Here is a 23,225-nt window from a genome sequence, read left to right on the forward strand (position 1 = left end):
CGACGCGTGATACGGCCTGCTGTAACGATTTACCGGCGCAACCGCGCCCGCCCTGCGATTTCGCCGGAAATGACTTACAGCAGTCCGTTTGAGCCTGGTTCGGGACGCCGTTAGTCCGCCGACCAGCCGGGCGCTCGCCGTCGCACGTCAGTCAGCGAGACGGGGTGGACGTACGAGCCGACGCGCTCGCGGTGCCACCACCGGCCGGTTTCGGCGCGTTCTTCGGGTGTTGTGTACCGGTAGCGATACCGGACTGCACGGACGTGGGCCGGCCCCTCGGAGTCGGCAAACGGATCCGCGGCGAGTAGCGACAGCGTCTCCGCGTCGCCCTCGAGGAGTTTGCCGAGGAATCGCAGGAACCAGGGGTGGCGACGCGGCGTCGGGGCCATCGCGGCGAACCAGAGCTGCCAGTCCAGGCGCAGGTGGTACGGCGCGATCTGGGGCGGCCGGCGCTCGGGATCTGTCGGCTTCCCCTTGAACCGGTACTCGCGCCACACCGTGTCGTCGGTAACCGCCTCGTCGGTCGTCCCCTCGATGACGATTTCGTAGCGCGTCTGCGTGATGGAGCCGAACGCCCCGTAGGTGTTGACCAGGTGTAGCGGATCGAAGGCGGTGTTCATCGTCTGACTTTCCGAGAGCATGTTCTCGACGGGACGGATGCTCATCGCGACCACGACGAGCGCGACGACGACGGCGAGCGCCTGGAGGTACAGCGGTGTCGCGGCAGCCGCCGGCGCGGAAAGCGGGAGGACGGCCGCGAGCACGCCGTCGCTGAACGTCGGAATCGCCAGGACGATCGTGATCGCGTTCAGCCAGGCGAAATTCCCGGTGACCATCAACCACCCCTGAAAGCCGATCGTGGCGAGCCCGGCCAGCGCCGAAGCGGGCTGCGGTGCAAAGTAGAGAAACGGCACCGCGAGTTCGACGACGTGATTGCCGAACGTCTCCACGCGGTGAACTCGTTTCGAGAGGTGGTGGGCGAACCAGCTGACGGGGTTTGGAATCGGCTGGGTCTCGTAGTGGGAGTCCATACAGGAGAGGTCCCGCCAGCAGTCGTCGCCGCGGAGTTTGATCAGCCCCGCGCCGAACATGTTTCGGAAGAGTACCCACTGGAGCAACAGGATGATGAGAAACGGCGGCGCGACGGAGCCGGCACCGAGGAAGATGGCAAGAAAGCCGGTTTCGAGCAGCATCGACTCCCAGCCGTAGCCGTAGAACGTCTGGCCGGCGTTGACGAAGGAGAGGTAGAGCAGCCACATCGCGGTCCACAGGGCCATTGACGCGGGCGTGGCGTAGCTATCGGGCACCCAGTAGGGTACTGCGAGCAGCGCCAGCGCAGCGAGGCCGACGCCGCTCCAGGCTGCGAAGCCGATCGCCCGATCGGTCGGGACGAAATAGAAGAGGCTCGGCCGTTCGCGGAACGACGCGCCCTCGGCGTACCACTCGATCGGCAGGAGGCCGTCCTCGCCGGCCAGCGGGCGGAACTGGAAGGCGGCCACGAGAAAGGCGAGCAGATACAACAGGGCGAGCCCCCGCTGGAACAGTAGCCGGACGAGCCAGAACTCCTCGCCGTGGAACATGTGGGGATCTGAATCCGCCGACGAGCAAAGAGGTGGCGGGGCGTCTCCGGGACCCGACGAAAATCGGAGTCGGACCCGACGCCGCTACCGACTCGCCGGACCGCCCCCGAGTTCATGGCGAGCGCTCGTGAACAGCCCGGTATGGAGCACGTCTCGATCGACGATATCGATCCGCGCTCGACCGACTATCACACGGATCGACGCGAACTCGCGGTCCCGCTCGGGACCGAGCATCTCGCGATCACGCGCTACGTTCTCGACCCCGGCGAACGATTCAGCGGCTCGGTGCACACGCATATGGATCAGGAGGAGGTCTTCGTCGTGCTCGCCGGCGAAGCGACGTTCGAGATCGAACGCGACCGCGCCGCCGATGCGGACTCCGAGAATACGGCCGGCGATGAACACGAACTCGTCGTCGGTGAGTTCGAGGCCGTCCGGTTCGCCCCCGGCGAGTTCCAGTCCGGTCGGAACGACTCGGACGACCGCGTCGTCGCGATCGCGCTCGGCGCGCCCCGGGACAGCGAGGACGTGCGGGTCACGCGCATTCCCGTACTCGAGGATCGGAACGTCACCTGTCCCGACTGCGACCACGACCACCTGCGAATCGGCGACGACGACGAGGCCGAACTCGTCTGTCCCGCCTGCGGCGCGCCGGTCGAACTCGAGTAATTGGCCAGTGCTGGCCGTTCGTCCGCATCTCGTGTCCGAGTCCACCGAGTTCGGAAGCCGTCCTACGCCGGAAGCAGCGACCGCGACGAGTTCAGCACGATCAGGCCGGCGGAAACGCCGACGGCAACGGCGGTAAACAGCGGATTCAGGAGGCCGGCCAGGGCGAGCGGAACGACGATGGCGTTGTAGCTGAGTGCGAGCGCCAGGTTCTGGACGACGCGGCGGCGGGCGGCCCGCGCGAGTGCGAACGCGCGCTCGACGCCGGTGAGGTCGTCGTCGACGATGGCGAGGTCGGCCGCGTCGGAGGCAAGTGCCGTGCCGCCGCCGAGCGAGAGCCCCAGGTCCGCCGCGGCGAGCGCCGGAGCGTCGTTCGTTCCGTCGCCGACCATCGCGACGCGGCCGTCGGTCCGGAGCCGGCGAATGGCTTCGGTTTTGCCGTCCGGCGGGACGCCGGTGAAGACGTGGTCAACCCGCGGATGGCGGGCGAACGCATCAACGGAGCGGCCCTCGTCGCCGGTGAGCACGACGACCGAGACGCCGCTCTCGGAGAGGGCCGTGACGGTTTCTTCCCAGTCGTCCCGGGGTTCGTCACCCACGACGACGAGGCCCTCGGCGCGGCCGTTCCGACCGATCACGACCGGGAGATTCCCCGCCTCGCGTGCGTCGCTCGCGCGCTCTGCGAGTTCAGGATCGAGCTCCCAGTCGCGGTCATCGAACAGGTCGGGGTGGCCGACGAGGAGTCGGTCGCCGTCGACGACGCCCGAGACGCCGTTGCCGTGGTCGGTGAACTCGCGGACGAACTCGTCGCCGGCGGAGTCGGTGGGATCGGGACGGTCGGTGGACTCTCTCTCGTCTCGTGAACGCGTCGAATCGTCGACCGTGCCGCCGTCGGATGCCGAGTCGTCGACCGCGTTCGGGGCGTCCGGGGAACCCGAGGAACGGGGGCCTCCATTCGACGCAAACGCCGCCGTAATCGCCGCGGCGGCCGGGTGGGATGCGTGTCGTTCGAGTCGGCCAGCAGCCCGAAGCAGGGCCGGTGGCCCCTCGGCCTCGAGTACCGTCATCTCGCCCGTCGTCAGCGTCCCGGTTTTATCGAAGACGACGGTGTCGATCTCTCGCAACCGCTCGAAGACGGTTTCGTCGAAGACGACGATACCGTGGTCCATGGCCTCGCGGATACTCGACGCGATCGAGTACGGCGTTGCGAGGCCGAGCGCCCACGGACTCGCCACCATGATCGTCAGGAGCACGGCCAGTACCGTCGTTGTTGACGCGAGTCCGTTCCCCTGAAAGACGCTCCAGCCGCCCACGAGTGCCCCAGCGCCGAGCACGATCGGGAGGAAGATCGCCGCGAGTTCGTCGGCGCGCCGCTGGATGCCGTGGGCTGCGCTCTGGAGGTTCCAGACGGTTCGAGTGAGCCTGTCGATGCTGCTGTCGGTTCGGTCGCCGACGGCGACGATCGCGGCGTCGCCGGTGACGACGGAGCCGCCGACGACCGCGTCGCCGGGGGTTTTCGAGATCGGGAGCGACTCGCCGGTGACGACCGCTTCGTCGACCGTACACGAACTCGCGACGAGTTCGCCGTCGACAGGGATGCGTTCGCCGGCCCGGACGAGGACTCGGTCGCCGGCGGAGAGGTCGGTGACGGGGACGGTCCGGGTGTGCTGCGTCGATGCATCGGGGTCGGCGGCCGTCGTCGCAGCGGCGGTGGGGTCGGCGGGGTCGGAGCCGGTCTCCGAACCGGCGCTGTCGAACACGCGGGCCGTGTCGACCTGCGAGATCGTGAGTTCGGTGAGCCGGTCCATGGCCTGGCGCTTGACCGTCGCTTCGTAGAAGAGCGCGGCCATGACGATGGCGGCGACGATGATCGTCAGGTCGTAGTAGAGGTCGTTGCGACCGGAGACGAAGGCGATAGTGCCGTAGCAGAAGGCGCTCACGACGGTGAGCGACGCGAGCAGTTGGGTGCTCGGCTGGCGGTGTTTGAGGCTGACGTAGGCACCCCGTAAGAGCGGCATGCCGGTGAGATAGAGGACGGCACCGGTGACGGTGAAAAACAGCGGCAAAAAGAGCAGGCCGCCGAATCCGGTAAACGCCTCGTCGTAGAGGGCGAGGACTCGCCAGTCGAAGACCGAGGCGAGGTACGTCGGATACAGGAGCGCGGCGTAGGGGATGAGCAGGAACGATCCGAAGACGATGCCGATGACGTACCGAACTTCGAGCATATCGTCGGTCCGTCGCTTTCGCAGCCCAGACATCTCGCGCGAGCGTCGGGTGCCGCCGGTCTCGTCGTCGCTCGAGGCCTCTTCACGGCGGTAGGCTGTGTAGCCGGTCGTCGTCAGTGCCGCCTCGAGTTCGGCGGCGGAGCTGCGGGCGGGGTCGTGATCGATGCGGATGGTTTCGGTGACGTAGCTCGCGGCGGCGTCGGTGACGCCGTCCTGGGATTTCGCGACCGATTCCAGGTAGCGTTCGCAGGTGGCGGCGTACATGCCGTCGACGCGGAGGAAGGTTCGGTCGGGTGCTGCGGCGTCGGCGGACGTGGCCGCGGAGTCGTCTGCGGTCTCGATGCTGGGAGTCGAGCCGGCGGCGGGCTGACTGGCTTCGTCGCCAGGGGTTGGCTCATCGAGCGTCTCGTCGATCTGCCGACAGCCGGTCGAACAGAAGGCGGTCGCGGTTGCGGCGTCACTCCGACGCTGGGTCGATCGTTCGTCAGTGTCGCTTCGAGCCGGTTGCTCGTCGCTGTCGCTCTCGGTGGTCGTCAGTGCCGTCCCGCAGAGTCGACAGCGGTCGGGGCTGGTGCCGGCCGTCGACCGTTCGACATCGTCGTCCACAACGGATCTCGCGCGGCGAGCCAAATAACGGTGTCTCTCCGCTCTCGATCGACGCTCGCTCTCGGCGTCTGATCGACCCGGAACCGGCCGCGCGATCGCTACCGCGGATCGAACTCGGTCGCCGCGTTCGCGAGATCCCGAACGAACGGCCGCGGGTCGTCACGACTGAGATAGTCACACCGTCGCTCGGTTGCCATCGACCGGCAGATGTCCCACAACGCCGTCCGGAACGGCGGTTTCTCGACCAGCGGCACGTCGGCCGTCAGGATCGAGTAGAGGTGTAACAATTCGCCGCGGACGAGGTGGCCGCCGATCCCGACCTCGTAGTCGTGGTCGATCCGCTCGCGCTCGTCGCCCGCGAGCAGCCAGTAGTAGTAGGGAAAGTCGGCCCCCGTCTGGACCGAAAACGGCAGCGACGACCAGAACCGCGGGTTCACCTCCATCAGCTTGAACTCGCCCGTCTCCTCGTCGCGAAGGAACTCGACCATCGCGAGGCCGTGCCACTCGAGGTGATCAAGCAGGGCACGTCCCGCGCGTTCGAGTTCGGGAATCCAGACCGATTCGCGGTAGGAACTCGGACCGCCGGCGTAGCTGTAGCCCCGGCGTTGGCGGTGCTGGAACGTGGCGACCGGCTCGCCGCGGTCATAGAGGGCGAAGAAGCCGTACTCGTCCGTCGTTGGGACGTATTCCTGGCGGATCGGCGTGTGTCCCATCTCGGTTCGGAGCGTTTCGAGGGAGGGTGCGTCGGCGGTTCCGCTGTTCGCGTTCGTGTTCGTGTTCGTATTCGTATTCGTACTCGTACCGGCGTTCGTGTTGGTAGTGGCGCTCGCGCTCGTCTCGGTCGTACTGGTACTAGAACTGGAACTGGCCGTGCTCTCGGTAGCCGTGGACGACGCCGTAACGGTACTGCTCGTCGTCGAAACGCGCTCGCCGGTCGAGTCGACGGCCGCATCCGCGTTCGACGAACCGTCCTCGACGCTTTCGTTCACGTCGATAGCCGTCCGGGTCGTCCCGGTCGTACTCGTCGTCGCCGTCGCGCCGGCAGTCGCAGCCGCGGCCGCCACCGTGCCGGGTGCCGTCCCGTCGCTCTCCGTTTCCAGATACCGCGTCGACGGCGGCGCGATACACGTCTCCGGGCCGTACCGGTCGAGATACTCGTCGCCCAGTACCGAGTACCGCGGCTTGACGATCCACTCGCCCGATTCCGGAAGCTCCGTACATAACACCGTCTCCGGCGCGCCGACACCCGCGTTCGCCGCCGCCTCGAAGAGTTCAACCCGGTCCTGCGCCCTGGCGAGCGTATCCATCTCGGGCCAGGGCGTTCCGATATGCTCGCTGAACTCGTCGCGGTACTTCGAGAGGACGTACACGTCGGGCTCTCTGACCGGAATTATCGTCCGCACGTCCGGCCGCATCGCAAGCGCCTGCAGCGCGTCCCGATAGGCGAGTAGATCCTCGTAGGGAGACGGCACGACGACCGCCTCGTCGCAGTACCGCGATTTCGCGGCCGGCGTCCGCTCGTCGCTCGAGACGACGATCGTCCGAATCCCGCGCCGAGCGAGCGATCGAACACACGCAACTGAACTCGGCGCGGTAATCCCTGGTACGACGACCGACTGGCACTCACCCGGGGCGTTCGATCTCATAGTGGGCCGTCGACCTCGGGTGGAAATGTTATGTCGTCGCTACGCCACTCGCAAGGAGTCGCCGCTCCCGCACGGAGACACGAGGCGATACAGCGGAACCCACCGCTGAACCGGTACAGCGCCGTCAGCCACCGGGAGAAAGCAGCCCGTACTCGGGCGTATGCCGGGCCTTCCGTGATCTCGAGACCCGTTCAGCGCTGGCGCTCTACGATCGCACCGTCGCTACCGACGGCGACCGCTCGCGGCGGCCCGACCGCAACCGCCTGCAGCGAGTCAGCTATCCCGGTCGCAGAACTGAACTCGGTCGAGTTCAGTTGCCGTTCGAACACCGCTCCGTCGTCGGTGCAGGCGAGCAGTCGCTCGCCGCCGACTGTGAGGCCGGTCACTGCGGTATCCGTGACGCGCTCGGGGGTCCAGGTCGCGCCGTCGTATCGGTGGATGACGCCGTCGTCGGCGCTGACCAGGACCGATGATTGGCTACTTGGGGTAGCCGCGACGATGTCCGTGAACGTCCCAGCCGCATCGTCGAGGCCGATTCGGGAGAACGACGTGCCGCCGTCGGTCGTCTCGAAGACGCCGTTGTTGGTGTCACAGCAGTAACCCACCGCGTCGTCGGCGAGGTCGACGCCGCTCAGACTGGAGCCGCTGCCGGGGGTGAGCGGCTCGTCCCACGCGAGTTCACCGGACCCGCTTGCTGCGGTGTCGTCCGCACCGGTCGGATCGCGTCGGTAGCGCCCGCAGAGCAGTTCCCCGGAGCCGTTGCTGAGCAGGATCGTCTCGGTTCCGGCGTCGCCGCCGACGGCGATTCCGAGCCAGTTGTCGGTGATTCCGGTCGGAGCCGTGTAGTCGGTGTGGCGGTCGGTGGCGGTATCGATCCGGGCGACGGTCCCGCTGTCGCCGGCGATCCAGACGGCGTCGCCGTCGTCGGTTGCGGCGACACTGGCAAGATCGTTGCCGGCGGCGGCGGGGCCGTCTTCGAGGACGGTGTGCCAGTCGCCGGCATCCAAACTGGCAAGGACGACGCCACCGCCGCCGACGGCATAGCTGTGCCCGGCGTCAGTGATGGTTACATCGGAGAGCGGTGCATCGGTGGGCGCGTCGGCGGTGGTCCACTCGTCGTCTCGGTCCGGTCGGAAATGGGGAGCATCTGCTGTCGATTGCTCTTCGTCCGGCGCTGTACCGGCGTCTACCGCCGGTTTGTGAGGTGTACTGTCACTCGCAGTTTCATCGATATCGGGAGCAGTCGCAGCATCACTCACATTCTCGTTCACCGACGCTGACACAGCGGCCGGCTCGTCCTCCTGGCTCGGGGGCTGCTGCTCGTCCCTCGACTGCGCCTCGGAACGGCTTGCGGACTGATTAGCAACACCTGGCCCCATTCCGAGTTCACCGCCCGTCCTGCGCCAGCGGGCGTAGAGGACGACGAGCGGGACGAGATAGGCGGCGAGTGCAAGCGCGGCGAACCAGCGGTTGACGACCGTCAGCGTTCCGAAGGCGGTCAGCGCCGCAGCGGCGAGCGCGTGGACCCACGTCTTGGTGTAGGCACGAACGAAGTCGACGAATCCGTCGGCGTCGGGCTCCGACCCCGAATGTGGCTCAGTAGCTGACATGTCGTTCGCCGTCTGCTGGTTCGATCGATCGGTGTTCGCGGCCGACTCGCGCTCGATTTGCGGGGCCACGCTACAGGTAGCCGAGATCCGCGAGTCGTTCCTTCGTTCCCTCTCGCATCGCCACCTCGCCCGTCGAAACCGACTCTCCGAGCGGCTCGAACTCGTCCTCGAGGCGCTGGCGGAGTCGCCGAACCGTCTCCGGTTCCGCGTCCGAAATGTCCGTCCGTTCGTGCGGATCGGTTTCGACGTGGTGGAGCCGCTCGAAGCCGTCGTCGCCGCGGACGTACTTGTACTCGCTCGTCCGAATCGCCCGGAGCCGCCGGTCGAACTCGCGGACGCGGTCCGGAACGTCGTCGAACCGCGCCTCGAGCCGATCGATCGAGGGCTGCGGAGCGACGTACTCGGCGAAGACGGCGTCTCGCGAGTTCGGTGCCGCCGCGGGTGCCGTCGCGTCCGGTTTCGGCGTCCCGGTCGCGGCGGTCGTCGCTGCCGATGTCGCTCCGGGCGAGGGCGCGTCCGGCGTCGAGCCGGGATACAGCGAGTAGCCCGTCGCTTGCTCGCGTAGTTCGGGGTCGTCGACGCCAGCGGCTTCGAGCACCGTCAACGGCACGTCGAGCAGTTGCACGAGTTCACTGCGGCGGTCGCCACCGACGAAGGGGCCGCCGTGACAGACGAGCGGGACGTTGAGCAGGGTGTCGTAGAGGTTATACTGGTGACCGAAGAATCCGTGATCCCCGACGTGTTCGCCGTGGTCGCCGCAGACGACGACGAGCGTGTCCTCCCACTCGTCGTTCGTCTCGAGCGCCTCCCGAAGCCGGCCGACCTGCGCGTCGGCGTACGCCAGCGACGCGCGATACAGGCCGCGAAGCAGCGTGAACTCGCGGTCGGTGATCTCGTAGTCCTCGCAGTCGTAGGCGCGCGGGTCCTGTCGGATCGCGGTCGCCTCTTCGTAGGTCGCATCCGCGGGGAGAAACCGCTCCGCGAACTCGCGCGGCGGGTTGTACTCGACGTGGGGTTCGATGAAGTTACAGAACAGGAAGAACGGCCGGTCGTCGTCGCGGGTGGCGAGCCAGTTTTCGACCCAGTCCGCCGAGCGGGACGCCCCGTCGTCGCCCGCCGGCTGGAAGAGTTCGCTGTAGAGGATGTTCGCCGCATTGACGACCGGGTTGCCGTCGAAGAGGCGATTACGGGTCGCCCGAAGCTTTTCGTGGAGGTCCTCGCCGCGGACGACGGTCCCCATGTCGGTTTCGGACTGGATGTACTGCCACCCCTTGCGCAGGTCGTCAAAGCCGCGGTCGAAGCCGAACTCTTCGGTGATCCACGTATTGTTCGAGACGCCGATCGTTTCGAAGCCTGCGTCGTCGAACGCCTCGGGGAGCGTTCGCAGATCTGAATCGAGATACGTATGGTCGCCGTGAGTGCCGTGCTCGGAGGCGTAAAGCCCGGTAAACATCGAGGCGTGGGAGGGAAGCGTCCACGGTGCCGTCGCGAACGCGTTCTCGAACGTCGTTCCCGTTTCGGCGAGCCGATGCAGTTCCGGAGTCGTCCGATCGTCGGTGGCTGCAGCCCTGTTATCCTCGTCCCATTCGTTCTCATCGGTCCGATTCCAGTCTCCGGCGACTCGCCGTGCCCGCGCCGTATCGAGAACGACGAGAACGACGTTCCGAACCGTAGAATGTGACTCCAATTCACCCGAGTTCGACTCACGCTGGGTTTGCTCCGCCATGGATAGCGTATCTCCGCTTCACATGGGGAAGGTCACCAGCCCGGAACTTGCAGGTGTTTCACGATATCGTGATGGCCCGATGTGCACCTTCTCGGCCCGACCGTCTTGCGAGATTTCCCGCGTCTCGGCTGGTGTTATACGGGTCGTCAGAAGGGGAGAGTTTCTGTGGATTCGAGCTTCAGCCGTCAGGGGAAGGGTGGAACGCCGCGATCTATAAACTATGATCTGTTTCCCTGACGCCATGGAACGATACACCGCGCGTATTCAGCACGAGACGGTCCATTCTGTATCGGCCGGTGTAACAGGTATCCCCACTCTGCGTTACTCATACTGCCGGACAAAACTATTCACACGTCGATCGCACTCGAACGGTCGTCGCCACAAGCGACGATCCGTGAGACGCGATCGAGTGTTCACTGACTTTTGTCCGGCAGTATCAATAGTTTCCACGTCGAACTTCGACTGCCAGTAGTAGCGTCGGGCCCCACCCAGACGAAGGTGCGGCGGGCGAGTGCGTACGGCACGAACACGAAGACAACCGGGCAGGCCAGCAGGGCCGTCCGCCGGACCTCGGGAGCAGGACTTGTCGGCGGTGAGTCGACCGTGACGATGGCGTCCCGTGCCGGTCAACTAAACTGCGATTTACGGCTCATTCTCGTTGATTTCTCCGCGCCTGCTGACCTTCGAATGGACGGCTCCGATCGTTCGGACGCCCCAAAAAATGGTGACGCCGATACCACCGAAGGCTAGCAGGGACACGAAGACCCGGAACAGGTACTCTACAAGGGTCACGCTATGGCCCGTATGCAGTACGACGAACGCTGGTGAACCGATAAGCCAAAACATGGATCGGTCAGATCAGCTACGCGGTGTGAACTCCTCGGTACGACAACACAACCCCGACAATGAACACGATCGTCGCGAGGTAGATCGGTCCGAGATGCGTCACCCAATCGTGGGAGAACGCATTTCCCGTCCAATGCATCGGTAACGCAAGCGCCAGGCCGACGACGGCTGTGACGATCGCAGTCGTCCACGCCCAGGTGAGTCGCTGGCGCACGCCGTACCACGAGAGGCCCGTGATGGCGATGCCCGTCGAGATTATGAACGCGGCAGTGGCGACGTGGAGGTGACTGATGTAGTATGCCACCGTCGGATCGAGTTCAGCGCTCGTCATCCCATCCAGCGTACTGACGCCGAGTTCGAAGCCATCTCCCACGAAATTCATCACGAGAAACACGACGCCGTAACCGATGAACGCGATTCCGGCGAGTGCCATCAACAGCGCTCCGTTCCGGAGTTGCGACTCAATCTGGACCTGTTCTTCCTGTTCGTCCGCGACCGGGTGATTCGTCGTCATGGTGATTATTTGGTCGCCCCGAGTGAGATGCTCTTGACGCCGTACTTCTGGCACGCGTTCGCCGCCCGCTCCGAGACGAATTCGTACTGCGTGTTTTCTCGGACGTCCGTCACCGAGAAGCCAGCCGCTTCGATGGACGTCGTATACCGGTCGATCTGCTCAGCCCCGCCGATGCAGGCCGCCCAGAGGTCTTCGTCGTTTTTGATGCTCTCCGGCAGTAGCTCCTCGCTAATGATATCGGAGATGGCAAGCCGACCGCCGGGGGCGAGCACCCGATGGGCTTCCTCGAACACCTGTGGCTTGTCCGGTGAGAGGTTGATGACCCCGTTCGAGATGACGACATCGAAGGTCCCATCGTCGAAGGGAACGTCCTCGATGTAGCCGTGCTCGAACGAGACGTGCTCCATTCCCGCATCGTCGCGCAACGTGCGAGCCTTCTCGAGTTGCTGGTCCGTCATGTCTAAGCCGGTCACGCTTCCGGCGTTCCCCGTGTGAAGCGCTGCGACGAACGCGTCCGTGCCCGATCCACTGCCGAGATCGAGGACGTCGTCTCCGTCCTCGATAGCAGCGAGATCGAAGTAGTATCCAACGCCGGCGAACGATTCCATCGCCGCCACGGGAATTTGATCGAGGTGCGCCGGCGGATACCCGAGACGTTCCGCCAGCTCTCGCCCCATCTCGAAGTGATACTCTTCGTCGGAGTCCTCCGCGACATCCTCGTAGACTGATTTCACCGCTTGTTCCAGTTTGTCGACATCGAGTGAGTTTGCCATTTGTCTCCACCTCAGTCGTCGGCACCCACCTCAGCAGGCGTATTCACCGTGAGGTTGACATCCTGTTCGAGTGAGATGAGCGTGTAGACTGGCGCCCGCCGAGCCCACTCGTCGACCTCATCCTTGTCGAGGTCAGGGCTCTCGATCTCGATCTCGGCGATCAAGTTTTCGAACACCGTGTCGGCGTTCCCGAGATCCTCCACACTGAAGAGGACGCCGGGGTCAAAGTCGGTGCGAACGCGCGTCTCGAGGTGATCGATGTCGACGCCGGTTGCGACGGCGTTGATGGTAATGCCGACGTTGATGCACGAGGCAAGTGCGGAGAGCGCAACCTCGATCGGCTCCATTCGATCCGTCGCCTCGGCCCAGCCGCCGGCCTCTAGCACTTCCCTCCACCCCCCGTACGGGATCGTGTACGCGCGGGTGTCGCGCTCGATCGTCTCGCCGCCGAGATCGTACGAGTCTATCGTCGCCAGACTGTGGGCACAGGTTCCCTCGTAGGTCGACCGGGCGCGTAGCCCGAGCCGGACTTCCTCGGGATTCTCGGCAGCGTGTTCCGCGAACGCAGCGAACTCCTCGGTGTCGACGCCGTGGGTAACCTCTCGTTCTGATGTCATGGATCAGACCACCTGGAGATGCTCCTCTCGGAGTTCGTCGTCCGAGTAGTCCCGTCCGTGGTCCTCCTGCATGTGGTTCTTGGCCAGTTCGACTGCTTCGAGTTCGTTCTCCGACTGGATGATAAAGCGGCAATCGACCGCTTCCGATTCACAGTCGAGTTTGTACGCGTCTGCCATTGTGTCTCAGTTGCCTTGCGGCATTCATGGTAACGTACCACAAGGTTAGATAGCTACCTCATGCCGTCTGCGTAGCAGGTAACATTTCATGTGGAGTCTGCGAGTTCTGCAGTCGTTGCCGATCGATCAGGTGCTGAAAAACCACGTCGCCATTGCAAACGAGGTGACCGGAAACACGGTGGGACCCGTCACAGCTACCTCTTGGTTCCGCTACGAACGGCCTCCTACTGTCCTCCAGGGGCCCGCTGATCTCGCCTCTCATCCGGCTGGTGGGCCCCGTGGAGCAAGGGAAAAGAACACCAACCGGTCCGATCACCGCCTCATACGGTCTGCTGTAACGATTTACCGGTGCAACCGCGCCCGTCCTGCGGTTGCGCCGGAAACGACTTACAGCAGTCCGTATCAAAGATCGTTTTCGAGAGGGAGTGTTGGCGTCTTTCGTCGGTGGGAAGCGAAGGTTGATTCCGCCCATTCGCGCGCGTCTGTTGCGTCGGTGTCGACCAGAACTCGAACCGTAACCCCCTCGGTGTCGTACCCGGTTATTGCGATTCGGTCGTCGCATATGCTGACTCCAAACGGCGGTAGCCCATCGTGCAATCGGACATCGAGATTGCCGCTCTCTAATGCCTCCGAGAACAGATCCGGGCAGTCCGAGCGAATGTAATCGGCCACCCTCGGCGGGTTGATGAGCTCTGTTTCCATCCCATCGATAACTCTCCGGCAGAGTTCGTTCTTACACGAATCGAGCATGGCAACGTCGAGGCCGGTAAACCGCAATCGATCCGTCTCCTCGATTAGCGAACAGAAACGGGTGATCGGCCGGGATGGGTCCTCGGGGTCAGCGACCGTTACGGTTGCATCCGAGCACATGTCGATGGTGAAACCGCTTTCTTCACCCGGAAGCAAGCGCCAAACGTTACGTAGCTTCTGTTCGGTTTCGACTCGGTCGATCACATCCGCCATCGCTGACGCAACGAAGGCACCCAGTTGTGTCACCGCGTACTGATATCCATCCCTGTAAACCCAATCGCGATCTTCGAACTCGCTGAGCGTCCGTCTGATCGTGGACTCCGAAACGCCGGTCATCTCCCAGAGTTCGGACCGGCTTCGGGGACGAACCGTGAGCGCGATAAGCGTTGGCGCACGGTGTTCGGATCGTGCGAGGTACGCTATATCGTCTATTGGTGTCTTCGTGCCACTCACTTCCATGGTACTAATACACACGAGGGGTTGAAAAGCCCTATTTTTGGCATCCATGCGAAAACCGGTACCGCCGTGCTGCCCGCCTGGTTCCCCGCCCTGACCGCCCTCATCGGCGTTTGGTTCCTCCTCAATGCCCGCAACTCGGCCGCCACCGACCACACGCCGTCCGCGACTGCGGACGAAGACATGAGCACAACCGAGGGATGCTCGTGCTGAGCCACGCCTACCTCGTCGCCGGAGAACTGAAATCCGACCCCGAGCCGAAGACCGTCACCGAACTCGCCGACGCGTGCGATCTCACCGACTCTCGAGTTCGCGAGGCGCTCGATGCGATGACCGACGACGGGACGGTCTATCGGGTGGACCGCGATTCAGCAGACGTCGACCGATACGAACTCGACGAGTCCAAGATAGCCGGGATTGCGTTCGTCCGCTCGCATGGAAAACCCATCGTTCGGCGGTCGGAACGGCCGTTTCGGTGCTAACGAGACGCTATCATGTCTCTTTACTGTATTTTAACTACGAGCAACGCACTGATAGCGTATGGAGACGGATCCTGAGCCCGCAAAACGCGTGGTCTCCTTCGATCTGATGCTCGCCCTCTCGAATCTCGTTGTCTGTCTGCTGCTAGGTGGCGTGGTCGCGTTCGAGTTCGACTGGTGGCCTGTCGGCGTCGCCGCCGCCCTCGTCACGGGCGTGCTTAGCGCCGCCGCGGACCGAAGGCGGGCAGGACAGTGGCTGCTGAGCGCCGTCGGCATCCTGGCCATCGTCGTCCTCGTCTGGCTGACGATCACCGACGCGCTCGTATTCGAAGCCATCCCGTGGCTGCTCCTCGGTCTTGCGGCTGGAATCGCCGTCAACCGGCTCTATTTCGGCGTCGTTCGACCGGTTCCAGTATTTCGACGCCGCGGATATGCCAGTGACGCTGCCGTCGATGACCGGTCACAATAACACAGCAGCGCTGGCATACTCACGACCCGCCGATAGCATTACATTGCACTCGTTCTGTTCCAATCCACGAACCGGTTCTCTACTCGGCCGTCGGTGCGGGATGGAGGTACTGCTCGAGCGAGTTCACGACGAGATCGCGAAAGCGATCGTAGTCGGCGTCGGTCGCGACCGAGCCGTTCGGCGGTGCGTCGGTGAGGCCCTGGCCGTCACAGACCAGTGCGCCGCGGGCGAGGTCGCTGTCGGTGGCAACCTCGAGGTGGTAGGCGTTCGTCTCGAGCACGGCGGGGTCGGCGATGGCGGCGATAACGAGCGCGTCGTGGATGGCGGCCGATTCGATGCCGTACTTCGCCAACCGGTCCTCGTCGTAGTAAGTGAGCCACTCCCGGATCGAGCGGCCGATCGGGTCGTCCCGCGGGAGCGAGTCGAGCAGGTGCGGCGGGAGCGTGGCGGTTCTGGTCACGTCGAGGCCGACGATCGTCGGCGAGAGGTCTTGCACGACGCGGGCCGCGGCGTGGGGGTCGGTGTGGAAGTTGGCCTCGGCGAGCGGAGTCACGTTCCCCTGGCTGAACGCAGCGCCGCCCATGACGACGAGTTCGTCGAGCAGGTCGGGGAGGTCGGGTTCGAGCGCGAGCGCGAGGGCGACGTTCGTCAGCGGCGCGATCGCGGCGAGGGTGAGCTCGCCAGCGTGCTCGCGCGCTTGCTCGACGATGAACTGGGCGGCGTGCGTGTCGATGGGGGCGGTCGCGGCCGTTGGTTCGGGCAGATCGCCGAGGATGCCGCCGGGGCCGTGGATGTCAGTCGAGGTCTGGAGGTCGACGGTCAGCGGACGCGTTGCGCCCTTCGCGACGGGGATGTCGGTTCGGTCGACGAGTTCGAGGATCGCGCGGGCGTTGGCCGTCGTGTCGTCGACGGCGGCGTTCCCGTGGGCGGTCGAGAGGCCGACGACATCGAGGTCGTCGCGAGCGAGCGCCGCCAGAATCGCGACGGCGTCGTCGCAGCCGGGGTCGGTATCGAGCAACACTGGTCGGGACATACTGGAGAGGTCGGCACTGGGCAGGGATAAAACGCCGGTCGCCTGCCGCCGGAGACGAGTTCAGGATGTTCACTCGGTCACGCTTCTGTCGGCGAGGAGGGTGACCGCCTCTGGAATCCGGTCGAGCATCCCTCTCGCGAGCAGATATCGGGCGTACCCGTTCGCGAGTTCCCAGCGCCGTTCCTCGTCGGTGGTCGACGAACGGCGTTCGAGCCCCCGATCCCCGGCGGCGAGCAGGTCTCGGCTCTCCGAGAGGACGATGATGGACGGCGCATACGCGTTCAAAATTCAGATTGGTTGAACTGTATTCCGGTCGTCGACGCCTCGCAGTCGACGACGCTAACCCGCTCGAGTGGCTCACTCGACCTACCAGCGATGCGCGCGTTTCGACTCGCCTACGACGGCACCGCCTATCACGGCTTCCAGCGCCAGCCCGACGTGGCCACCGTCGAGGGCGAACTCTTTGCCGCACTGGAATCGCTTTCCGTCCTCGCCACCGACGCCGACAAACCGACCGGCTACGCCGCCGCCGGGCGAACCGACGCGGGCGTTTCCGCGCTCGCCCAGACGGTCGCGTTCGACGCGCCCGACTGGCTCACCCCGCGGGCGTTGAACAGCGATCTCCCCGCGGACATCCGCGCTTGGGCGGCCGCCGACGCTCCCGACGAGTTCCACGCGACCCACCACGCGCGCCGCCGCGAGTACACCTACCAGTTGTACGCGCCGCCCGCGGACGAGGCACCACGGCGGCCGGGCACCGCCGACAGCACCGGCGACCCCGACCGCGCCGTCGACGACGACCGATTCCAGCGCGCCTGTCACGCCCTCTCCGGCGATCACGACTTCCACAACCTCACGCCGGACGACCACAACACGGAGCGATCCCCGACGCTCACCGCAACGCGGGACGCCGAGTTCATCGTCGTCACCGTCACGGCTGGCGGGTTCTCTCGCGAACTCGTTCGCCGACTCGTCTCGCTAGCACGGGCGGTCGGCACCGGCGACGCACCGCTTGAGAAGATCGAGCGCGTGCTCGGCCCCGAACCGTTGCCCGGGCACGAGGGCATCGCCCCGGCACCGCCGGAACCGCTCGTCCTGACCGACGTGCGCTATCCTGAACTCGAATTCGAGGTGGATTCGCAGGCGGCCGAGAGCGCGCGGGCGGTGTTCGAGACGAGACGGATCGAGCGACGCACCGGCTCGCGAGTGGCGCGAACCGTCGCGGACGGCCTCCAGTAATCCGGAGGTATCACGCCGCGGTGGACGCGGGGCCGGCGAGGCCGCCGGGACCGCCGAGACGACGGACCCTTTTTATGCCGCGGTTCACACGTCGGATTATGGAACTCTCTCCGGAGGAGTACGGTGCGTACTGGCGGGCGTCGATTCGCGTTGCGGCCGGGATCGTGATCGTCGTCCTCGGGTCGCAGGCCGTCGTCGCGCCGCTGCTTTCCTATCCGAACCCGCCAGCGATTGCACTCGGGGTCCTCCTGTTCGTCGCGATCGTCTTCGTCGGCTGTTTTCTCGCGATGTTAGGCGTTGCGCGCGCCGTCCGGACCGCCGTCGACGTCGAACTCCGCGGGTAACGATTCGTCCGTCGTCGGCGGTGACCGGTGGCCGCTCACTCCCACCCAGTCGGCCAGATCGAGGCCGCGCGCATCCCCGGTTCGTACGCCTGCGCCTCGAGGCGCTCGCGGAGTTCAGTCTCGTCGATCCGCGCGATCTCCGTCGCCGTCAACTCGCGCACCAGCAACGCCGTCAGGATGGCGTGTTCGCGCAGCGTTCGCGGGTCGACCTTGTCGCGGGTGTCGGCCGCCGTGTGCCCCCAACCGCGGCCGCGCTCGCCGCCCGCGGGCGGTTCGCTGTGGAGTTGGAGCGCGGGCACGCCGGCCCGCAGGAACGGCCAGTGGTCGCTGAACGGGTGCGGGTCCGGTTCGTGGACGATCGGCTGGCCGGCGTCGGTCGCGACCGCGTCCGCGAGGTCCTCGAGTTCACCCGAGCCGTGCGAAAACGCCTGCAGGTCGCGGAACCGACCGGCACCGTCGACGTTGACGACGGCGCGGATCGACGCCGGTGTCGGATGCAGGTCGTCCGCAAGCGCTTCCGCGCCGAGAAGCCCGATCTCCTCGCAGCCGACGCCGGCGATTCGGACCTGACAGTCGAGTTCGTCCGCGACGGCGGCGAGCATCGCCGTTGCGCCGACGACGGTAGCGATGCCGCAGCCGTTATCGAGTGCCCCCTCGCCGGTGTCGTGAGCGTCGTAGTGGGCGAGGACGAGCACCGTCTCGTCGGTGGCGGGACCGAGGGTCCCGCGGACGTTCTGACTCGTGCCGGCGGTCGTCTCGGCGTCGACACGAAGGCGAGCGTCCCGATTCCGACCCGCGTACTCGCCGAGCCAGTCGCCGGTCTCGGCGCTGACGCCGACCGCGGGAATCTCCGCTTCGCCGTCGAACCGCAGGGCTCCCGTCGGCGGCAGTTGGCCGGGGACGTGATTCGCGAAGACGAACCCCGCCGCCCCCGCCTCGACCGCGTGCCCGTACTTCTCCATCCGGTGGACGAACCGCTGCGAACCGGGCGTCGTCGTGCTCGCGACCGCGATCGCACCTTCCAGATCCGCCGCCTCGATCTCGGCCGGCGTGCCGTAGCCAACGTCGACCAGCGGTCCCGCGAGTTCACCCGCCGGCGAGTACGGGAGCGCGACCGTCTCGAACGCTCGTTCGCCCGACGGCCCCTCGGTGTCGACCGCGAGCGACGAGGACCCCCGCTTCCAGTATCGCATCCCGAACTCGTCGAGTCGCACGTCCTCGAGTCCGGCGTCGGCGAGCGCGTCGCGGACGAACTCGGCGGCGCGGCGTTCGCCGGGCGAGCCGCCCGTTCGGTTCGGGAGTTCGGTCAGGTTCGTCAGCAGGTTCCAGGGGCGGTCGTCGGTCCAGGCGCGGCCGATCGCCCGTTCGATCGCTGCCGATTCGAGCAGGGTGGTCGGTTTCCGACCGGCCGGTCTCTCGTCGGGCGATTGCGGGTCGCGGTCGTCCATACCGGGACATTCACTCGAACGCACAAAAGCGCACGTGCGGCCGCAGGGACCGCCGAATCGGTGTCGTCAGATACGGGGTTCGATACCCTTTACCACCTTCGTTCCGAAACCGCGGCTATGAGTTCCGTTCCAGAGCGGTCCGAGATCGACCAGGAGTACACCTGGGACCTAGAGAGCGTGTACGCGAGCGACGACGACTGGGAGGAAGCCTACGAGACGGTCGCCGAGCGCGTCGAGGAGTTACAGCACTACGAGGGGCAGGTGACCGACGACGCCGAGACGTTGCTGTCCGTCCTCGAACTGCGCGATTCGATCATGCGCGAGGTGTCGACAGTCGCGGCTTACGCCCGCATGCGCCGCGACGAGGATACGACCGATCAGCAGTACCAGGCGCTCGCGGCGCGCGCGCAGTCGCTTGCGGCCGACGCCCAGTCCGCGGCCTCCTTTATCGATCCCGAACTCCAGGAGCTGACCCGCGACGCGTTCGACGAACTGGTCGAAGCGGAACCGGAGCTGGCGACCTACGACCACTACGTCGACGACGTGCTTCGGATGAAACCCCACACCCGCTCGGCGGAAGTCGAGGAACTGCTCGCGGATCTGAGCGAGGTCACGGGCGCGACCAGCGACGTCTACAATATGCTCTCGAACGCGGACATGACCTTCCCGGCGGCCGAAGACGCCGACGGCCAGCAAGTCGAGATCACCCAGAGCAACTTCACGAACCTGCTCAAGCGACCCGACCGCGAGTTCCGCCGGCGCGTGTACGAGAACTACTTCGACGAGTGGCAGTCGATGCGAAACACCGTGGCCACGACCTACAAAAACAGCGTCAAGGCGGACGTCAAGACCGCACGAGCGCGCAACTACGACACGGCGCGCGAGGCCGCACTCGACGGCCCCAACGTTCCTGTCGAGGTCTACGATACGCTCGTCGAGAGCGTCAACGACAACCTCGACAAACTCCACCGCCACGCCGAACTCAAGCGCCGAGCCCTCGGCGTCGACGACCTCCAGATGTGGGACCTCTACATGCCGCTGACCGGCGACGAGGGGCCAACTGTCGAGTACGATCAGGCCGCCGAGTACGTCGTCGACGCGCTCGAACCGCTCGGCGACCCGTACCAGTCCCGCGTCGACGAGGGACTGAACTCGCGCTGGGTCGACGTCTACGAAAACGAGGGCAAGCAGTCGGGTGCCTACTCCAGCGGCACCTACGACACCCAGCCCTTCATCCTGATGAACTACCAGGACGACATCTCCTCGATGTACACGCTGGCCCACGAACTCGGCCACTCGATGCACTCCCAGCTCACGAAGGACGAACAGCCGTTCGTCTACTCGGGCTACGAAATCTTCGTCGCCGAGGTCGCAAGCACCGTCAACGAGGCCTTACTCACGAACCACCTCCTCGAGACCGTCGACGACCCCGAGTTCAGAACGCACGTCCTGAACGAGTTCTTAGAGCGCGTCCGCTCGACGCTCTACCGGCAGACCCTCTTCGCGGAGTTCGAACACGAAACCCACCGACTCGAGGAGGCGGGCGAACCGCTCACCCCGGACCGACTGGACGAACTCTACGGCGGACTCAAAGGCGAGTACTACGAGCCCGCGGTCGTCGACGACCGCATCGCCCGCGAGTGGATGCGCATCCCGCACTTCTACCGCGCGTTCTACGTCTACCAGTACGCGACCGGCATCTCGGCCGCGCTAGCCATCGTCGACGGGATCCTCCCCGACGGAGCCGGCGGCGAACCGGATCGCGACGCCGCCGCGTCCTACCGCGAGTTCCTCCGGCAGGGCTCGCGCGAGTATCCGCTCGACCTCCTGCGGGTCGCCGGCGTCGACATGAGCAGTGCCGACCCGATCGATCGCGCGCTCTCGACCTACGGCGACCGACTCGACGAACTCGAAGCGCTGCTCGAGTAACGGTCCGTCGTCGGCCATCCGAACCACAGGTTATCACGCTCGTGTAGCTCGTTCGGGTATTACCAAACCGTGAGTAGGCGGCCGCGGCGTTCGAAAACCGTCCGCGACCCAAAGGCACATTTATCGTCGGGGACTTATCCGTGCACGTCAAGATGTCTCGAAGCCCGTCTCTCCCCGAACGACCTCACCGCGATATCGACCCCGATCTCCCCGACGACGAGCGGCTCGAGGCGCTTCGTGGACACTACACGGAACTCGTTGATGTCAACGCACAACTCGAAGAGCAACTCGAAGACACCGACGAGCGCCGCGAGGACCTTCGCGAGCGCGTCGACCGCGTCGAACGCGAAAACGAGACGCTCAAGAGTTCGTCGCTGTACATCGCGAGCGTCGAGGATGTCGTCGGCGACGGCGAGGTCATCGTCAAGCAACACGGCAACAACCAGGAGGTGCTCACCGAGGTCTCCCCGCGCATCGCAGAGCGTGTCGAAGCCGGCGACCGCGTCGCCGTCAACGATTCCTTTTCCATCCAGTCGATCCTCGATACCGAGACCGACGCGCGCGCACAGGCGATGGAGATCACCGACCGCCCCGCCGTCAGCTACGAGGACATCGGCGGCATCGACGACCAGATTCGGGAAGTCCGGGAAGCCGTCGAACAGCCCCTGACCCAACCCGAACGCTTCGAGGAAGTCGGTATCGACCCGCCGAGCGGCGTCCTGCTCCACGGCCCGCCGGGCACCGGGAAGACCATGCTCGCCAAGGCCGTCGCCAACCAGACCGACGCCACCTTCATCAAGATGGCCGGCTCCGAACTCGTGCGAAAGTTCATCGGCGAGGGCTCGCGGCTCGTCCGCGACCTCTTCGAACTCGCTCGCGAGCGCCAACCGGCAATCATCTTCATCGACGAAATCGACGCGGTTGCGACCACGCGAACCGAATCCAAGACCTCCGGTGACGCGGAAGTCCAGCGGACTATGATGCAACTCCTCTCCGAGATGGACGGCTTCGAGGCCCGCGGGGAAATCCGCATCATCGCCGCAACCAACCGCTTCGATATGCTCGATCGGGCGATCCTTCGTCCCGGCCGCTTCGACCGCCTGATCGAAGTGCCGGAACCGGACCGCGACGGCCGCGAGCAGATTCTCAAGATTCACACGCGCGGCATGAACGTCGCTGACGGGGTCGACTTCGCCGATCTGGCCGACGAGACTGGGGGCTACTCCGGTGCCGAAATCGAAAGCCTCGCCACCGAGGCCGGAATGTTTGCTATCCGACACGACCGCGATGAGGTCCACCACGAGGACTTCGTCGACGCCTTCGATAAGATCGAGACGGACGATTCGAGCGACGTTATCTCCTCTGCGGGCTACTTCTACCAGTAACACCGGCATCGACGCTGGATCGCAAGTCCTTACGCCGCTCGTCGCTGATTCTACGATAGCATGAGTACGATTCGAATCGTTCAGGGCACCGGGGAAGCCCCGACAGCGATGGCTGCCTACGACGCTGCACTCGCGGCTGCCGGGGTCGAAAACTACAATCTCGTCTCCGTCTCCTCCGTGATTCCCGCCGACGTTCCCGTCGAAGACGTCGGAACCGCACCGGAGCTCGGCCCCGCCGGAGAACGGCTCACCGTCGTCGAGGCCTGTGCAACCACTGCCGGTCCCGGTCAGGTCAGCGCCGCACTCGCCTGGTCCCGTGCCGACGACTCCGGTCCCGGTCTGTTCTACGAAGTCGCCGGCGAAACCGATCCAGAGGACGTCGAGAACCGCGTTCGAAAGGGTTTAGCCGCCGGTCAGGACCTCCGTGAGTGGTCGTTCGGCGAGCCACGCGTCGCCGTCGAACACAGCCAGGCCGAACCGGGCGTCTACATCACGTCGCTCGTCCTCGCCGTCTACGGTGAGAGTGAGCCGATCTGTTGAGAACCACTCCCGTCACTGCGACTACTGACACTGTCGCCGGCGTTACTACTATCACTACCACTACCGTTCTCATTACCACTACTACACCAGTCTCGCTGCCGGTAGCAGTCCGTCTCACTATCGCATCACCAGTACCCCACCACACCCACCACATCAAAGAGTGTCCG

At 65.3% G+C, this 23,225-nt stretch carries 21 protein-coding genes; 8 read left to right on the top strand and 13 right to left on the bottom strand.

The features are described from left to right. Window positions 1-110 precede the first annotated feature (110 nt). A complete protein-coding gene (locus SM755_RS06805) occupies window positions 111-1,580 on the bottom strand; it encodes a lipase maturation factor family protein (protein WP_323172006.1) in 1,470 nt (489 codons plus the stop codon). Between the two features lie 141 nt (window positions 1,581-1,721). On the opposite strand from SM755_RS06805, the gene SM755_RS06810 reads away from it, so the two are divergent. After that, the gene (locus tag SM755_RS06810) at window positions 1,722-2,249 is read left to right on the top strand and encodes a cupin (protein WP_323172007.1); all 528 of its coding nucleotides are present in this window, start codon (window positions 1,722-1,724) and stop codon (window positions 2,247-2,249) included. Between the two features lie 62 nt (window positions 2,250-2,311). On the opposite strand, the gene SM755_RS06815 is transcribed toward SM755_RS06810, so the two are convergent. The 9 genes from SM755_RS06815 to SM755_RS06855 form a co-directional block, all read right to left on the bottom strand. After that, a complete protein-coding gene (locus tag SM755_RS06815; protein ID WP_323172008.1) occupies window positions 2,312-5,077 on the bottom strand; it encodes a cation-translocating P-type ATPase in 2,766 nt (921 codons plus the stop codon). A 98-nt stretch (window positions 5,078-5,175) separates the two neighbouring features. After that, complete coding sequence (locus SM755_RS06820; protein WP_323172009.1) at window positions 5,176-6,723, bottom strand: carboxylate--amine ligase; 1,548 nt, start codon at window positions 6,721-6,723, stop codon at window positions 5,176-5,178. Window positions 6,724-6,914: 191 nt separating this feature from the next. Continuing rightward, entirely contained in the window at window positions 6,915-8,333 is a 1,419-nt protein-coding gene (locus tag SM755_RS06825; RefSeq protein ID WP_323172589.1) for a hypothetical protein, read from the bottom strand. Between the two features lie 70 nt (window positions 8,334-8,403). Continuing rightward, window positions 8,404-10,059: a sulfatase gene (locus SM755_RS06830; RefSeq protein WP_323172010.1), complete on the bottom strand. Its 1,656-nt coding sequence runs from the start codon at window positions 10,057-10,059 to the stop codon at window positions 8,404-8,406. Between the two features lie 862 nt (window positions 10,060-10,921). Continuing rightward, window positions 10,922-11,419, bottom strand: a complete 498-nt coding sequence (locus SM755_RS06835; RefSeq protein WP_323172011.1) for a hypothetical protein — start codon at window positions 11,417-11,419, stop codon at window positions 10,922-10,924. A gap of 5 nt (window positions 11,420-11,424) precedes the next feature. After that, window positions 11,425-12,192 (bottom strand): methyltransferase domain-containing protein, encoded by a 768-nt coding sequence (locus SM755_RS06840; protein ID WP_006665642.1) that lies wholly within the window; start codon window positions 12,190-12,192, stop codon window positions 11,425-11,427. Between the two features lie 11 nt (window positions 12,193-12,203). Next, the gene (locus tag SM755_RS06845; protein ID WP_323172012.1) at window positions 12,204-12,809 is read right to left on the bottom strand and encodes an OsmC family protein; all 606 of its coding nucleotides are present in this window, start codon (window positions 12,807-12,809) and stop codon (window positions 12,204-12,206) included. 3 nt (window positions 12,810-12,812) lie between these two features. Beyond that, a complete protein-coding gene (locus SM755_RS06850) occupies window positions 12,813-12,986 on the bottom strand; it encodes a DUF1059 domain-containing protein (RefSeq protein ID WP_323172013.1) in 174 nt (57 codons plus the stop codon). Between the two features lie 402 nt (window positions 12,987-13,388). Next, the gene (locus SM755_RS06855; RefSeq protein ID WP_323172014.1) at window positions 13,389-14,195 is read right to left on the bottom strand and encodes a MarR family transcriptional regulator; all 807 of its coding nucleotides are present in this window, start codon (window positions 14,193-14,195) and stop codon (window positions 13,389-13,391) included. A 197-nt stretch (window positions 14,196-14,392) separates the two neighbouring features. Here SM755_RS06855 and SM755_RS06860 point away from each other — a divergent pair, with 197 nt between their 5' ends. Then, window positions 14,393-14,674, top strand: a complete 282-nt coding sequence (locus SM755_RS06860) for a hypothetical protein (RefSeq protein ID WP_323172015.1) — start codon at window positions 14,393-14,395, stop codon at window positions 14,672-14,674. Between the two features lie 58 nt (window positions 14,675-14,732). Continuing rightward, a complete protein-coding gene (locus SM755_RS06865) occupies window positions 14,733-15,140 on the top strand; it encodes a hypothetical protein (RefSeq protein ID WP_323172016.1) in 408 nt (135 codons plus the stop codon). Window positions 15,141-15,219: 79 nt separating this feature from the next. Here SM755_RS06865 and SM755_RS06870 read toward each other — a convergent pair whose 3' ends face one another. Beyond that, complete coding sequence (locus SM755_RS06870) at window positions 15,220-16,173, bottom strand: nucleoside hydrolase (protein WP_323172017.1); 954 nt, start codon at window positions 16,171-16,173, stop codon at window positions 15,220-15,222. A 69-nt stretch (window positions 16,174-16,242) separates the two neighbouring features. Continuing rightward, on the bottom strand, window positions 16,243-16,458 hold the full coding sequence (locus SM755_RS06875) for a hypothetical protein (RefSeq protein ID WP_323172018.1): 216 nt from the start codon (window positions 16,456-16,458) through the stop codon (window positions 16,243-16,245). Window positions 16,459-16,548: 90 nt separating this feature from the next. Here SM755_RS06875 and truA point away from each other — a divergent pair, with 90 nt between their 5' ends. Both truA and SM755_RS06885 read left to right on the top strand, forming a co-directional pair. Further along, window positions 16,549-17,412 carry a tRNA pseudouridine(38-40) synthase TruA gene (gene truA, locus SM755_RS06880; RefSeq protein WP_323172019.1) on the top strand — a complete coding sequence of 288 codons (864 nt, stop codon included), beginning with the start codon at window positions 16,549-16,551 and terminating at the stop codon, window positions 17,410-17,412. Window positions 17,413-17,510: 98 nt separating this feature from the next. Next, window positions 17,511-17,756 carry a hypothetical protein gene (locus SM755_RS06885; protein WP_049903574.1) on the top strand — a complete coding sequence of 82 codons (246 nt, stop codon included), beginning with the start codon at window positions 17,511-17,513 and terminating at the stop codon, window positions 17,754-17,756. A gap of 35 nt (window positions 17,757-17,791) precedes the next feature. On the opposite strand, the gene SM755_RS06890 is transcribed toward SM755_RS06885, so the two are convergent. Further along, window positions 17,792-19,204 carry a M28 family metallopeptidase gene (locus SM755_RS06890; protein WP_323172020.1) on the bottom strand — a complete coding sequence of 471 codons (1,413 nt, stop codon included), beginning with the start codon at window positions 19,202-19,204 and terminating at the stop codon, window positions 17,792-17,794. A 117-nt stretch (window positions 19,205-19,321) separates the two neighbouring features. Between SM755_RS06890 and pepF the strand changes: the two genes are divergently transcribed. From pepF to SM755_RS06905, 3 genes are all read left to right on the top strand, one after another. Beyond that, window positions 19,322-21,133 (top strand): oligoendopeptidase F, encoded by a 1,812-nt coding sequence (gene pepF, locus SM755_RS06895; protein WP_323172021.1) that lies wholly within the window; start codon window positions 19,322-19,324, stop codon window positions 21,131-21,133. Window positions 21,134-21,285: 152 nt separating this feature from the next. Further along, window positions 21,286-22,518, top strand: coding sequence for a proteasome-activating nucleotidase (locus SM755_RS06900; protein WP_323172022.1), 1,233 nt, complete (start codon window positions 21,286-21,288; stop codon window positions 22,516-22,518). A gap of 60 nt (window positions 22,519-22,578) precedes the next feature. Beyond that, the gene (locus SM755_RS06905; RefSeq protein WP_323172023.1) at window positions 22,579-23,058 is read left to right on the top strand and encodes a pyruvoyl-dependent arginine decarboxylase; all 480 of its coding nucleotides are present in this window, start codon (window positions 22,579-22,581) and stop codon (window positions 23,056-23,058) included. The last annotated feature ends 167 nt before the right edge of the window (window positions 23,059-23,225 follow it).

Origin of the sequence: Natrialba sp. PRR66 (genome assembly GCF_034808065.1) — an archaeon.
GTDB classification, from domain to species: domain Archaea; phylum Halobacteriota; class Halobacteria; order Halobacteriales; family Natrialbaceae; genus Natrialba; species Natrialba aegyptia.